The organism is Pedobacter glucosidilyticus (genome assembly GCF_002483235.1).
Classification (GTDB): domain Bacteria; phylum Bacteroidota; class Bacteroidia; order Sphingobacteriales; family Sphingobacteriaceae; genus Pseudopedobacter; species Pseudopedobacter glucosidilyticum_B.
In genome coordinates this window covers 37,554-52,087 of record NZ_DLHN01000036.1, presented here as the reverse complement: position 1 = coordinate 52,087, position 14,534 = coordinate 37,554, and the positions used below count along the sequence as shown (strand labels likewise).

Sequence of the window (14,534 nt, the reverse complement as noted above, 5' to 3'; positions counted from 1 at the left end):
CATAGGCCGTCTTTCGTTCTTCGGGAAAATGAGTTTTATATTAAAGGCAGCTCCTAAATATCTGCTCTTTAGGGTCTTTATACTTTATACTCTGTACTTTTTACTATTCAAATACCCACTTTTTAGGGTCTTTATACTTTCTACTCAGTACTTTCTACTTTAAAACATTATTTAGTAGGCGTAGCTACATTAAAACTTAAACTTATCTTAACGCTAAGGTCTGCATTTAAATTATTTTGCAATACATACTCCATTTTAATACTTGAAGTTCCGGCTTTAAGATAATCATCTAAAAGTTTGCTATTATCTGTATCAAGCATGATAGATCTTCCGGCAGTGGCAGCAATATCAGTTCTGGTAGCTACTAAAGTTTGTTCTTTACCATTTACTAAATACAATTTAATCGATTTGAAAGTGCCTAAGTTTTGCGTTGTAGGGCTTATAGCATCTATCCTAGCTGATGCAATACGAACTTGTGAAATTTGGTTGTTATTGGTTTGTCCGGTAAAAATTTGGTCGAAACTGCGGGCAGCACTACTGATGCTAAAAGCGTTATTGCTGCTATTCGCAGCGGGGATGATTAAAGTAGCCGTATAAGGAAAAACCGAACGTACTACAGATTGAACAGTTGCACAGCTAGTAAAAAATAAAAACACTAAAAGTGTATAAATTAATACCTTTTTCATATATTCAAAATTTAGCTCAGTATTAGCAATCTTCATTCCAAATTAATAAATTTACTACGTGTAAAATCATTCTACCAATTTAAAAATGAAAAACTTGTATCTATTCTTAGTGCTTTTGATTTCTTTTTCAGTATCGGCTCAAAAAAGACAAAACATTTATTTTTTAAAAGAAAATGGAAAATCTGTTAAAGAAAAAGACAGCGCAGATTTCATAAGAATTATCAGAGAGCCAGATTCTGGAATGGTAAACTATGAATTGATAGAGTATTATAAAGATGGAAAAATCCGAAGATTAGGATATGTAAGTTCATTTTTACCTAATTTGGTTTTAGATGGTTATTGCACAGATTTTTATCCAAATGGAGCTAAAGAACAAATCGGGTTTTATCAGAAAAATTTAAAAGTTGGCTTATTTAGATACTATTATCATAATGGAGTCTTGAGAGAGAAAAAAATTTATAAAATGCCAATAAGTATTAAAGACTCTTTTGATGGTGGTATTGTGACTTACTTGGCAGATTCTTTAGGAAAATCGCTTCTTGATAGTACCGGTACAGGACAGTTTAAAATGGTTTCTACAAATGGTTCTTTTAAGGAAGGATTTTATAGAGAAGGATTAAAATATGGACTTTGGAAATCATTCGATATTACTGATGGTTCTATCATAGAAGAAATGTATCAGTTAGGGCAATTCAGAAATGGAAAAAGAATAGAGAGGGATGGAAAAATTTTTGAATTTAAAACTAGAGAAACTTTACCAGAATTTCCTGGAGGAAATGCAGCATTTGGAGAATTTTTAAGTCGTAATTTATATTACCCAAAGGAGGCCAGAGAGCAAAATATAAAAGGACGAATAATAATAAATTTTGTTGTTGAGAAAGACGGATCCTTAGCGAATTTGAAAATACTTAGAGGTATTGGTGGCGGCTGTGACGAAGAAGCTTTAAGGGTATTATCAAAAAGCCCTAAATGGAAACCAGGTATACAAAATGGAAAATTCGTTAGGATTTCTTATACGATTCCAATAGTATTTAACTTAGAAGAGAAGGTAGAATTTCAAAATCCATTTGAAAGATCCTCATTTGATAGCTACCATAATACCAATACAAATAACTTTTAAAATGAAATTATTAACAACAATATCTTTATTATTGATTACCATAAGTGTAACAGCACAAAAAAGACAAAATATTTATTTTCTCAAATATAACGGAGAATTAGTTAAAGAAAGAGATAGTGCAGATTTTATAAGAATTATCAGAGAGCCAGATTCTGGAATGGTAAACTATGAGCTGCAAGAACAATATAAAAATGGCAAGTTTAAAAGATTAGGATACGTAAGTGCTTTTGAACCTAAGCTTATTTTAGAAGGGTATTGTAGAGACTATTATCCTAATGGAAATAAAAAAGAAGTGGGCTTTTATCAAAAAAATTTTAAAGATGGAGAGTTTAAGGTTTATTATCCTAACGGGGTGCTAAATGAAAAAGCAATTTATAAAATGCCTGTTAAACTCCATATGGAAGACTCTCATTGCAAGATCATTTATCTTGCTGATTCTTTAGGCAATTCCTTTTTAGATAGCGCAGGCACAGGGCATTTTAACATTACTTATAGAGATGGATTTGCTCTACAAGGGGATTATTTAAACGGGTTAAAAAATGGAATTTGGAAATCTTCACATACAAAAGACAGCTTTACATTAGAAGAAGAGTATAAATTAGGACAACTGGTGCAAAGAGTTAGAAAAGAGAATGATGGAAAGTCTTTGGAGTTATTTTTTGATGTTGATACAATCCCTGATTTTGTAGGTGGATTTAAGTCGTTTAGTGATTTTTTATCAAGAAACCTTGTTTACCCTGCAGATGCCAGAGATACTGGAAAACAAGGACGGGTAATTATGAATTTTATTGTAGAAAAAGATGGTACTTTAACTGAATTTAAAATTATTCAATCTGTTTTTCCCTCCATAGATAAAGAAGCACTAAGAGTTTTAATGGTATCACCAAAATGGAAGCCTGGTATTAAGGGCGGTAAACCGGTTAGAGTTAGTTTTACTATACCCATTGTATTTAAATTAGGATAATATTATTTCTTCCAGATAGCTTTTGTAAAAAAGATAATTTCAACCAAACTATAACAACTATGATTAACAAAAACATCCTTTTACTAATATTCTTCTTGAGCTTTTTAAGCTGCAAAAAGAATGAAAATTCTACTGTTAACATAACATCTAAAGTATGGAAACCATCTTTAACAGATGCAAATACGGCATCTAATCCTTCTGCGAATGTGCAATACCATCCCTTTTTAAACTGCGAGCAGGATGACACATATCAATTTGGAACTAATGGAAAATTAACCATTAACCATGGCGCCATAAAATGTGAGGGAGAGGAAGCTATTAAAATTGTAGATTACTCTTATAACAGGGAAACGAAAGAATTAATTATAGATAATATAAAATTTAAGGTGGCAGAAGAATCTAAAATACAATTAAAATATTATTTAGTATTGCCTGAGATAAGCGGTTATTCTTATATAGTATTTATGTTTAACTAACGTAAGTTTGGTTTAAGCAGCTAAAAGGAAGTCTAATAAAGTCATCTGATAATCTCCTTTAGTATTTGGCTTAAATAATTAATTGTTTTAGTTAAGAAATAGAACGATATAAAATAGGATTCTCTGGGCAGTTGTTTATCCAATTCAAGAGATCATCATGGTTAAAACCTTGTATCATTAAATCAGCCATGATTATCAATTATTTTGATACTATTTATTAATATTAACTATCTGGAAAACATGCTTTATAACCTTACTAGCCTTATGCTCATTTAGTATAGGGTTCACTATATTTCTGAGCTATTATTTCACAAGTGAAGCAATTTTACTTGTTGTAGGATATATTTTATTTTGATAGCGAACTTGCTTAATTCTCTTATGCTATTTTGGGTACTGTTAGAAGCTGTCAGTTATAAAAAGAACAGAAATAAATCTTTACTTACTGCTTTACTACTGTTGGCTAATATCCCTATAATGTTAGGGTTGATATTTTTTACCTTAAATATGATGTAAGCCCTATTGGAGCTTAAGTTTTTTGCCAAAAAAGCTTATAAAACTGCTGATACAGCTTAATTTTAAGTGATAAATTGCATTTATATTTAAATAAATCTTTTACCTAAAACTACAAACAATAAAAATTAACAACACCATGAAGAATGTAATCATGCTATTGCTTATGCTAATAGCAGGCAGCATCTATGCCCAAGAAAAACAAAACATCTATTATTTCAAGAAAAACGGTAAACAAGTTCAAGAGAAAGATATTGCAGATTATATCAGAACTATAAGCGCAATTACTGGTAATGAAAAATTATTTAAGCTTGAAGAGTTTTATAAAAATGGAAAACCAAAAAGAAGTGGTAAAACCTCATCTGCTACAAGCATAAAATTAGAAGGTATGATTACTGTTTACAATGAAAATGGTATTAAAGAGAAAGAACAGTCTTATAGTAGTGGAAAACTTTTAGGCGAACAAAAAGAATTTTATGAAAATGGGCAAATTAAACTAGTTAAAGTTTTTGATAAACCTACTGATATTGAGAAGTCTTCTATCGACACTAATTTTAAAGTACTTGAAGTTAATGATATTTCAGGCAAGAAATTTTTGGATAATAACGGCAATGGTAAAGTAGATTTAAAAACGGCAGATTATTATGAAGAAGGAACTTATGTAAATGGGTATAAAAATGGCCTTTGGAAAGAACAAGATTTTAAAATTAATACTTCTTTTGAAGAAGTTTATGACCATGGTAAATTCATAAGTGGGAAAAGAGTAGATGAGGATGGAAAAATTATCAATTACAAAGAGAAATTTAAATTACCTCAATTTAGAGGTGGAGGTAGTAAATTTAGTGAATATCTTTCTAGAAGGCTAGTTTACCCTTCAAGCGCTAGAGCCAATAAAATACAGGGTAGGGTAATTTTGAATTTTACAGTAGAAAAGGATGGTAGTTTAACCAACTTAAAGGTCATGAGATCGCCAGATGATGAGCTGGCAAATGAAGCACTACGTGTTATGACTGACTCCCCAAACTGGACTCCAGGAGAAAATAGGGGTAAGGCAGTACGCGTAAATTATACTCTACCAATCGTATTTAAACTTTAAGTGATTCTTTTATGAAACTATTACTAACCATTATTCTACTTTCAATCGTAGAACTAACACAAGCCCAAGAAAAACAATACACCTACTATTTCAAGAAAAACGGTAAGCAAGTTCAAAATAAAGATAGCGCAGACTATATCAGAACTATAAGCCCTCCAGATTCTGGAGAAACTTATTATAAATTGGTAGATCACTATAAAAGTGGTACACTGAAAAGAACGGGAAGAACTTCTTCCACGAAGTCAGCTATGTTAGAAGGAGAGGTTACTACTTATTACGATGATGGGAAAAAGGAAGCTATTAAAGTCTATGCGGAAAACAAATTAGTTGGCCCTGCTTATGAATATTTCAGAAATGGGGAGCTAAAATCGTATCGCTATTTTGAAGTACCTACAGGTAGGTACAACATGGCAGAAACCAATTATAAACTTTTACAAATGGGAGATTCTACAGGTAGAAAGTTCTTAGATGGTGAAGGTAACGGAGTAATAGAAAATAAAAGTGAAAATTGGATAAGTAAAGGTCCTTATAAAGATGGTTATAAAGACGGTTTGTGGGTAATGCAAGATTTGAAAACGCAGATTTTTTATGAAGAAGTTTTTTCAAAAGGAGTATTACAATCTGGCACATATAAGTTAATCAACGGGAACACTGGTGAATACACCACTAATGTAACTCTTCCTAAATTTAAAGGTGGTGAGCAGTTATTAGGTGAATTTCTAAGGAACAATTTAAGTTATCCTCAAGAGGATAGAATCGCTAAGATATCGGGTAGGGTTCGATTAAGTTTTACAGTAGAAGCAAATGGTAGGCTCAATGATTTTAAGGTATTAGAGTCTCCTTCTGAGACTTTAACTAGAGAGGCTATACGAGTTTTACAAAAATCTGGTAATTGGGAACCGGCCACAGAAAGAGGGCTTCCAAAAAAGTCGTCTTACACGCTTCCAATTGTATTTGGTTTTAGATAATGTAAGCTTAGTGATAAATTACAAAAAAAGATACTTTAGTAAGCACAATTTTTCTATCTTTGCATCCCGACAAACAAGTCGGGTTTTTCTTTTTATCGCGTAAGAAAACCCACAAATAATTTACGCACATGCCAAAAGATACTTCCATTAAATCCATCCTGATCATCGGATCTGGTCCTATTATTATCGGTCAAGCTTGCGAATTTGATTATGCTGGTTCACAAGCCGCTTTATCTTTAAAAGACGAAGGTATTGAGGTTTCCATCATCAACTCAAATCCGGCAACCATCATGACGGATAAGGTTATTGCAGACCATGTTTATTTAAAACCTTTAACTGTAGCTTCTATAGAAGAGATTTTACAAGAACGTAAAATTGATGCGGTTTTACCTACTATGGGTGGTCAAACAGCGTTAAACCTAGCTATAGAGGCAGAAGAACGTGGTATTTGGGAAAAATATAATGTAAGAATTGTTGGTGTTGATACTGCTGCCATAGAGAAAACAGAAAACCGCGAAGCCTTTAGACAATTGATGGTTGATATTGGCATTGGGGTAGCAAAATCTAAAATTGCAAACTCTTTTTTAGAAGGTAAAGAAGCAGCTCAAGAAATTGGTTTCCCCTTGGTAATTCGTCCTTCTTATACTTTAGGAGGCTACGGAGGCGGTTTTGTACATAAAAAAGAAGATTTTGATGCAGCGCTTTCTCACGGTTTACAAGCTTCGCCTACGCATGAGGTTTTGGTAGAGCAAGCTGTATTAGGCTGGAAAGAGTATGAGTTAGAGCTTTTAAGAGATAATAAAGATAACGTTATCATCATCTGTTCTATAGAAAACTTCGACCCTATGGGTATCCATACTGGAGATTCTATTACAGTAGCTCCTGCGATGACACTTTCTGATCGTTGCTATCAAGAGATGCGTAACCAAGCCATCAAAATGATGAGGGCTATTGGTAATTTTGCAGGTGGTTGTAACGTACAATTCTCTGTAAATCCTGTAAACGATGAAATTATCGCTATTGAAATTAACCCACGTGTTTCTCGTTCATCAGCTTTAGCGTCTAAAGCTACAGGTTACCCAATTGCAAAAATTGCAGCTAAATTGGCTATCGGTTATAACCTAGACGAGTTAGAAAATCAAATCACTAAAACAACTTCGGCTTATTTTGAGCCTACGATAGATTATGTAATTGTTAAGGTTCCACGTTGGAATTTCGATAAATTTAAAGGTGCTAATACCGAGCTTGGTTTACAGATGAAATCTGTAGGTGAGGTAATGGCTATCGGTCGTTCTTTTATTGAAGCATTACAAAAAGCTTGTCAGTCTTTAGAGATAGGCAGAGCAGGTTTAGGTGCCGATGGCAGACAAAACCGCAACATCGAAGACATCATGCATAAGCTAGAGCATCCAAGCTGGGATAGATTATTTGCTATCAAAGATGCTTTAAGAATGGGTGTGCCTATAGAATCTGTAAGAAAAGTTACCAAAATAGATAAGTGGTTCTTAAACCAAATACAAGAATTGGTAACCTTAGAGCAAGAACTTAAACGCTACAACTTAAACAACATCCCTAAAGATATTTTCCTTACGGTGAAGCAAAAAGGCTTCTCTGATGTTCAAATTGCTTGGATTTTAGGTAACGTAACAGAGGATGAGGTTTACGATAGAAGAAAAGAGCTAGGTTTAAACCGAGTTTACAAAATGGTAGATACTTGTGCGGCAGAGTTTCCGGCACAAACACCATATTACTACTCTACTTACGAGGGCGAGAACGAATCTCGTCCATCAGACAAAAAGAAAATCATCGTTTTAGGTTCTGGTCCTAACCGTATTGGCCAAGGTATAGAGTTTGATTATTCTTGTGTACACGGCTTAATTGCTGCTGGCCAAGAAGGTTATGAAGCTATCATGGTAAACTGTAACCCAGAAACAGTTTCTACAGATTTTAACATGGCAGATAAGTTATACTTCGAGCCTGTTTTCTGGGAGCATGTAAGAGAAATTATCGATTTAGAGAAACCAGAAGGTGTAATTGTACAGCTTGGTGGCCAAACAGCCTTGAAAATGGCCGAGAAGTTACATGAGAAAGGTATCAAAATTATAGGTACTTCTTACAATAATATGGATATCGCCGAAGACCGCGGTCGTTTTTCTGATTTGTTAAAAGAATTAGACATCCCTTACCCAAGATATGGCGTAGCAGAAGATGCTGAAGAAGCTATAAAAGTAGCTAATGAAGTAGGTTACCCGGTATTGGTTCGTCCGTCTTATGTATTAGGTGGTCAAGGTATGAGTATCGTTATCAACGATGAAGATTTAGAAAAAGCTGTTGTAAAATTACTTGGAGATTTACCAGGAAACAGGGTTTTAATTGATCATTTCTTAGACAGAGCAGAAGAAGCAGAATCAGATTCTATTTTTGATGGCGAGGATGTACATATCATTGGTTTAATGGAGCATATTGAGCCTGCGGGTATTCACTCCGGAGATTCATTCTCGGTTTTACCTCCGTTTAATTTATCTGATGCAGTTATTGGCAAAATGGAAGAGTATACAGAAAAACTTGCTAGAGCTTTAGATATTAGAGGTTTGATGAATATCCAGTTTGCTATTAAAAACGAGGATGTTTATGTGATAGAGGCAAACCCAAGAGCATCAAGAACGGTTCCTTTTATTGCTAAAGCTTATGATGTACCTTATATCAATATTGCAACTAAAGTAATGTTGGGTACCAAAAAGCTAAAAGACTTTAAAATAGAAAGAAAGTTAGAAGGTTATGCTATTAAAGAACCAGTTTTCTCTCACCATAAATTCCCTGAAATTCAGAAAGAATTAGGGCCTGAGATGAAATCAACCGGCGAAGCTATCCGTTTCATCAAATCTTTAGAAGATCCATATTTTATCCAGTTATACAAAGAAAAGTCTATGTATTTATCTAAATAACGAGAGATAAAATCATCAAAGCAAAAGCCATCTGTTAATTTTAGCAGATGGCTTTTGAATTTTTGTATGATGCCAAAGTCTTAAAATTGCTTGCTTTTAGGAGTATTATTTAAGCACTATTTTTAGGTAAAGAAACGTAAAATGTGGTGCCTACATGTTCTGTGCTGGTAAACCAAATTTTACCACCTTGCATTTCGGTATATTCTTTACATAGCATTAACCCTAAACCAGTACCCTTTTCTTTGTTAGTGCCATAATTGGTTTTAGGGCTCATGGTAAAAATTGCAGCCTGTTCATTTTTCTTGATGCCTATACCCTTATCGGCTACAGTAATCAGGTAATGATCATGCTCGGTAACCATTGTTACATCAATTAATCCGCCGGCGGGAGAAAATTTTATCGCATTGTGGATAAGGTTTCTTAAGATTAATTTCAGCATATCTAAATCAGCGTAAATAGCTATATTTTCCTCTAAAAAAATTTCTATAGCTACATCTTTTTTCTGAGCAAAACTTTTAAGGAAATTAAAGGTCAAGGCTAATTCTTCTGCAATGAAGATAAATCTTTTATTAACTATATTACCGTCCATCTGGTTTTTAGACCAATGCAGTAAATTATTAAGCAGCTCTAAAGAGTTTCTAGTTAATTCTAATAAATCTTTTCTAATAACTTTTCTTTCCTCATCGGTAAGTTCTACGGTATTGGCAAGCTCAAGATATTGTTGAATATTGGCTAAAGGGGTTCTTAAATCATGAGATATAACAGAAAATATTTTATCCTTTTCATTATTTAAAACTTTTAGGGCTTCTGCCTTCTCAAGCACAATTTTTCTTTGGAATATATAGCTTTTTTTTAGGTAGGATGTACCAGCGTAAATTAAAATTAAACTAACAAGGTAAGAAAAAAGAAGATCTATATACTTACTGTTGGTATCATTATAGTTAACAATAATAAAATCTGCATTGTAGTATTCTAAACCTGTGATGATGGCTACACAAGTAAGGTTTAACAGCACCAGATAAATTAGTTTACTAAGCCTTGATATAGATAGCAATAAAAATAAACTTAAGGCATATAACAAGAGTGTTGGGCCCTCTATACCGCTATTAAAAAAGTAATTTATACCAAGAATAAGGTTGATATTGATAGCGGATATATCAATAGCCAAATTAAAATTATTTTTAAACCTGCTAATGTAATAGGTTAAAGCTTGTACTACAAAAATTTCTATGGTTAACAAGAAGGAATGGTATAATCCACTCACATAATTTACAGGGATGATAAAAAGAAGGGCAACCATTACAATGAGGCTAAATGAATGGAAAATTTTACGCTCTAACGTAAAATTAAGATTTTCACCTCTCCACCAAAGCCAAAAAGAAGAAAATTTATCTTTTTGATTAAGTTTAAGCATCAAATTATTTAAATATTGAGTACAATAATGGGTATTAAATATTGCAAATATAAGTTTTATAAGAAAAATTAACTTATTTTCTATAAGAATTATCAATTCTAATATTCTTCAAGATGTTTTGGCTTTAGATGTCGTGTTTTTAAATGATAACTGTTATGATTATCATCGATATCTAAATTTATAGACGGATGCCCTATAGGTGGAGGTTGGACTACTAGAAAATCTAATGAAGGAAGAAAAACAGGTTAGAACCATTTTTTCTTTAATGCTATTTTTATAGCTGCGGTTTTGTTAGAAACATGCAACTTTTCGTAAATGTTTGCAATATGTTTACGTACGGTATGCGGGCTAATAAACAGTTTTTCTGCAATTTCTTGATAGTTTAAACCATCTACTATCAATTCTAGGATGCTCATTTCTCTTGTAGATAATTGATATTCAGAATTTTGTGTTTGAGTAGTTTCTTTTTCTGGAACTTGTTTAATCATCAACAATGTTTTTCTGGCTACTGTAGCAGACATAGGTACAGCTCCATCTTCAATCACATCTTTTATAGATTTAATAATAACAGGAATTTTCTCATCTTTTAACAAATAACCACAGGCGCCAGCTTTAATAGCTTCAAAAATTTTGTTTTCATCATCAAAAACAGTAAGCATAATAAATTGCACATCTGGATATATTTGCTTGGCAATTAATACAGTTTCTAAACCATCCATCCTAGGCATTTCAATATCCATCATTACCACCAGGGGGCGCTCGCTTGGAGCCCGCTCCTCCATCTGTTTCAAAAAATCAACACCGTCTTCAGCTATAAAAAGCACTTCAATAGCATTAGAAAAATTGATTTGGTCTTTTAAAGCATTTCTAAGTAATCGCTTATCATCTACAATGGCAATGGGTATCTTTTTCATAAGCTAAAATTATTAAAAAAGGCTGCACTTACATGCAACCTCCCATCAAACCTCAACAATTAATAAAAATTGAGTTTTAACATTGCATTATTAATCTTCATCATCAACAATGTGTTTCCTAATTAAATATCAAATTAAGCCATAAAATAGCTTAGTAAAAATAGTACAGATGTAGTATTATTAAATGAATTAAGGAGATTATTAATCGTCGTCTTAAATAGAAACGCCATTATTAGATAAACTTACATAGCGCTAAGTTTATTATATTGTTAAGCTCTAACCCTAAGATAGTTTATAAAAGGCACTAACCTAAAATTCATTGTTAATGAATTTAATTTTGAAATAATTAAAATTATTACTTATTTACCTGAAATTTATGGCTTCATATTTTGAAAAACTTAAAATTATTATTCCTATTAGTAGCTGCTTTGGCTACCGCATTTAGTACAGTAGCTAAAGCTCAAAATGTAAAAATTGATAGTCTTAAAAGGGTAATTACTATCATCAAATCCGATTCTAATAAAGTTAAAACTTATTACAAATTAGCCTTATCATATATCAATGTAGAAGATTCTGCTGGCGCAACAAATAATTTTATGAATGGAATTAATCTGGCTAAGAAGAATAAAAATCATTTATTAGTTGTTTACGGATATAATGAATTAGGCTATTTATATGAGTTAACATCAAAACCTAAAACAGCTTTAAGCTATTACTTAACAGGTATAAAATATGGTGAGGAAAATAATATTTATAGAGAAACAGCCAGAGGATACATTAATTTATCTTTTGTTTACGGTACTTTACTAGATAATAACAAAGCAATTCAAGCATTAGAAAAAGCTTTAAGTATTTATGAGAAAGCGGGAGACAAATTAAATCAAGCAGGATGTTTAAATAACCTTGGGGCAAAACTGCTGATTAAAAAAGACTATGATAAAGCACTCGAATACTATTTTAAAGCTCAAAATATCTATTTAGCAATAGGAGAGAAAAGAAACATTGGCAATACCTACTTAAACATTGGAGAGATTAATTATTATAAAAAGAACTTTGATATCGCCACTAACTACTATAAAAAAGCCAAAGATATAGCAGATAAATCTGGAGATATTGGCTTACAAATTCTAGCTCGAAACAATCAACTAGCTATACTAAACGATCAAAAAAAATATAAAGAGGCTATACCTCAATATTTAGAACTGATTGCTTTATCAAACAACAAAAATAAAAATGTTTATGCACTAAGCTTAAATACTTTGGGAAGTTGCTATGCTAATACTGACGATTTAAAAAATGCAGCTAAATATTTTAAACTAGGCATTGATTACGCCTTAAAGTACGATTTAAAGGAAGCTATACTGCTAAATTATGTAAATTCTGTTGATTTATTGGTTAAAGAAAAACAATTAGAAACTGCTTTAGAAAACTTATTTAAAGCGTTAGCGATTGTAAAAAAACACAGTGAATTTGAAGTGTACAAAGCACAAGTTTATGAGTCTATTGCCAACCTCTATAAGCTAAAAAACGATTTTGAAAAGGCATTTCTTTATCAAGATTCTCAAATTCTAGCAAAAGATTTTTACACAAATATATCTTCTAATAACAAACTCTTAGAATTACAAACATTGTTTGATACTAACCAAAAAGAGTTTAGAATTAATTTGTTAAATAAAACTGATTCTATAAAATCCTTAACCATTAGTAAGAACTTATTTAAACTAGCGCAACAAAAATTAGCACTATCTACCGCAGGTTTACGCATTGTTAGAGATAGTTTAACCTTGCTTAGTCAAAAACAAGCATTATTTACAAACAGAATAGAAGCTTCTGAAAAATCAAAGAAAATTAGCGAATTATCAAAAGAAGCTCTTTTAAAAGAGTTAGAATTAAGGCAAAAGCAATTAGAAATAAACAAGAAAAATACGACTATTATTATTGTGTCAATTAGTGCTTTCTTATTGTTATTTATTGGTTATGCCATTTATCGTAGGCAACAGCTAAAACAAGAAGCTATACTAGCCGCAGAAAAAGCGGCACAACGCGAGGTAATTACTAAAGCTGTAATTGATGCAGAAGAAAATGAAAGAAAACGAATTGCCAGTGATTTACACGATGGTGTAGGACAAATGTTTAGTGCGGTTAAAATGAACTTAAATGGCTTGATGGATAGATTAGACATCCACAAAAAGGAAGATTTGTTTTTAGCAGAGAAAACCATGGCTTTGGTAGATGAGAGCTGTAATGAAGTTAGGATTATAAGTCATAAAATGATGCCTAACTTTTTACTAAAATCTGGTATTGCTACAGATATTAAGAGCTTTATTCAAAAAATAGATGAAGATAGTTTAAAGATAAGTTTTGAAACTCAAGGTTTTTCTGACCAATTAGAATATAGCGAAGAAGTTATTTTATACCGTGTAATACAAGAATTGATAAATAATGTAATAAAACATGCAGAAGCTACTCATCTAAAGATTTTTTTACAAAAAACAGCAACCGAAATCTTTGTTGAAGTAACGGATAATGGCGTTGGCTTTAATTATGCTAATAGCTCAGGAATGGAGGGGCTAGGGCTTAAAAATATTAAAGTAAGAATAGATTACTTAAAAGGCAGATTTGAGTATGTAGCAAATCAACCTAAAGGAACTACAGTTAAAATAAATATTCCATTAGCCTAGTTGCTCCATAAAAAAGAGGCTATCTCCTATGCTTTTTACAAGCAAATGTAGGAAATAGCCTCTTAAATTATAGGTAGGGCAAAAGTTTTACCAAAATAAACTAAAACCAAAATCAACTGATTTATAGGTTCCTTTTACCAAATTGTTTACTCCGGTTTCTGTGGTATAAGTATTAAAATTAGGGCTTACAGTTAATCCAAACTTATCAGTTAATTTGTAAGTAGCATCAAAACTCAGCTTGGTATTTCTGGCACTGTACTCACTATCGGTATTATTCCAGTAAAACGAATATTGGTACTTAGTATTCACCACAATTTTAGAATTTACTTTGGTTAAAGCCGAGAAGCTTAAGCCCGGAAAAGTAATGCCAATACTTCCTAAACCACCATATTTATATCCTCCAATAATACCTAAACCCATATAGGTTCTAGAACCTACAATTTTTATAGGTTTGTTGGGATTAAAATACCAACCAAAATCTATTTCGGCCAAAGCACCATGAAAAGTTTCTGGAGGCGCTACGCTACCGCCCCAATCAATATTAGGTAAAGCAGATAAATCTAAAGTTAGCCATGATGATTCGTCACTAATCCAATCTATTTTGAAAATCAATTTATTGGCATTAAACTTAACATCTCCAGATTTTGATACTGCATTGGCTTTAGTCATCTGGTAAATACCAATATAAAACTGGTCGTCTTGTGCTTGAGCTTTTATCATAAAAAATATAAAAGCTAATGTTAGAATGAGCTTCTTCATG

At 32.2% G+C, this 14,534-nt stretch carries 11 protein-coding genes; 7 read left to right on the top strand and 4 right to left on the bottom strand.

Translation table 11 applies throughout. From position 1 onward, the window contains the following. Positions 1–167 precede the first annotated feature (167 nt). Entirely contained in the window at positions 168–686 is a 519-nt protein-coding gene (locus B2745_RS15370; protein ID WP_304068445.1) for a hypothetical protein, read from the bottom strand. Between the two features lie 85 nt (positions 687–771). On the opposite strand from B2745_RS15370, the gene B2745_RS15365 reads away from it, so the two are divergent. From B2745_RS15365 to carB, 6 genes are all read left to right on the top strand, one after another. Further along, on the top strand, positions 772–1,806 hold the full coding sequence (locus B2745_RS15365; RefSeq protein ID WP_304068442.1) for a TonB family protein: 1,035 nt from the start codon (positions 772–774) through the stop codon (positions 1,804–1,806). 1 nt (position 1,807) lies between these two features. After that, positions 1,808–2,770 carry a TonB family protein gene (locus B2745_RS15360; RefSeq protein WP_304068439.1) on the top strand — a complete coding sequence of 321 codons (963 nt, stop codon included), beginning with the start codon at positions 1,808–1,810 and terminating at the stop codon, positions 2,768–2,770. 59 nt (positions 2,771–2,829) lie between these two features. After that, complete coding sequence (locus B2745_RS15355) at positions 2,830–3,246, top strand: hypothetical protein (protein WP_304068436.1); 417 nt, start codon at positions 2,830–2,832, stop codon at positions 3,244–3,246. Between the two features lie 649 nt (positions 3,247–3,895). After that, complete coding sequence (locus tag B2745_RS15350) at positions 3,896–4,852, top strand: TonB family protein (protein WP_304068434.1); 957 nt, start codon at positions 3,896–3,898, stop codon at positions 4,850–4,852. An 11-nt stretch (positions 4,853–4,863) separates the two neighbouring features. After that, positions 4,864–5,820: a TonB family protein gene (locus tag B2745_RS15345; RefSeq protein ID WP_304068432.1), complete on the top strand. Its 957-nt coding sequence runs from the start codon at positions 4,864–4,866 to the stop codon at positions 5,818–5,820. Between the two features lie 128 nt (positions 5,821–5,948). Further along, a complete protein-coding gene (gene carB / locus B2745_RS15340) occupies positions 5,949–8,765 on the top strand; it encodes a carbamoyl-phosphate synthase large subunit (protein ID WP_304068430.1) in 2,817 nt (938 codons plus the stop codon). A 109-nt stretch (positions 8,766–8,874) separates the two neighbouring features. On the opposite strand, the gene B2745_RS15335 is transcribed toward carB, so the two are convergent. Both B2745_RS15335 and B2745_RS15330 read right to left on the bottom strand, forming a co-directional pair. Further along, the gene (locus B2745_RS15335) at positions 8,875–10,179 is read right to left on the bottom strand and encodes a sensor histidine kinase (RefSeq protein WP_304068427.1); all 1,305 of its coding nucleotides are present in this window, start codon (positions 10,177–10,179) and stop codon (positions 8,875–8,877) included. A gap of 245 nt (positions 10,180–10,424) precedes the next feature. After that, positions 10,425–11,093, bottom strand: a complete 669-nt coding sequence (locus B2745_RS15330) for a response regulator transcription factor (protein ID WP_304068424.1) — start codon at positions 11,091–11,093, stop codon at positions 10,425–10,427. 389 nt (positions 11,094–11,482) lie between these two features. Between B2745_RS15330 and B2745_RS15325 the strand changes: the two genes are divergently transcribed. Then, entirely contained in the window at positions 11,483–13,774 is a 2,292-nt protein-coding gene (locus B2745_RS15325; protein WP_304068421.1) for a tetratricopeptide repeat-containing sensor histidine kinase, read from the top strand. A gap of 87 nt (positions 13,775–13,861) precedes the next feature. Here the strand turns inward: B2745_RS15325 and B2745_RS15320 are convergent, their stop codons facing one another. Beyond that, positions 13,862–14,533 (bottom strand): hypothetical protein, encoded by a 672-nt coding sequence (locus tag B2745_RS15320; protein ID WP_304068418.1) that lies wholly within the window; start codon positions 14,531–14,533, stop codon positions 13,862–13,864. Position 14,534: the final 1 nt, after the last annotated feature.

What these genes read in the sequence shown, in the direction of transcription:
- carB (WP_304068430.1), top strand. Translation starts at nt 5,949, where the DNA reads ATGCCAAAAGATACTTCCATTAAATCCATCCTGATCATCGGATCTGGT.
- B2745_RS15365 (WP_304068442.1), top strand. Translation starts at nt 772, where the DNA reads ATGAAAAACTTGTATCTATTCTTAGTGCTTTTGATTTCTTTTTCAGTA.
- B2745_RS15360 (WP_304068439.1), top strand. Translation starts at nt 1,808, where the DNA reads ATGAAATTATTAACAACAATATCTTTATTATTGATTACCATAAGTGTA.
- B2745_RS15335 (WP_304068427.1), bottom strand. Translation starts at nt 10,179, where the DNA reads ATGCTTAAACTTAATCAAAAAGATAAATTTTCTTCTTTTTGGCTTTGG.
- B2745_RS15350 (WP_304068434.1), top strand. Translation starts at nt 3,896, where the DNA reads ATGAAGAATGTAATCATGCTATTGCTTATGCTAATAGCAGGCAGCATC.
- B2745_RS15355 (WP_304068436.1), top strand. Translation starts at nt 2,830, where the DNA reads ATGATTAACAAAAACATCCTTTTACTAATATTCTTCTTGAGCTTTTTA.
- B2745_RS15330 (WP_304068424.1), bottom strand. Translation starts at nt 11,093, where the DNA reads ATGAAAAAGATACCCATTGCCATTGTAGATGATAAGCGATTACTTAGA.
- B2745_RS15370 (WP_304068445.1), bottom strand. Translation starts at nt 686, where the DNA reads ATGAAAAAGGTATTAATTTATACACTTTTAGTGTTTTTATTTTTTACT.
- B2745_RS15345 (WP_304068432.1), top strand. Translation starts at nt 4,864, where the DNA reads ATGAAACTATTACTAACCATTATTCTACTTTCAATCGTAGAACTAACA.
- B2745_RS15320 (WP_304068418.1), bottom strand. Translation starts at nt 14,533, where the DNA reads ATGAAGAAGCTCATTCTAACATTAGCTTTTATATTTTTTATGATAAAA.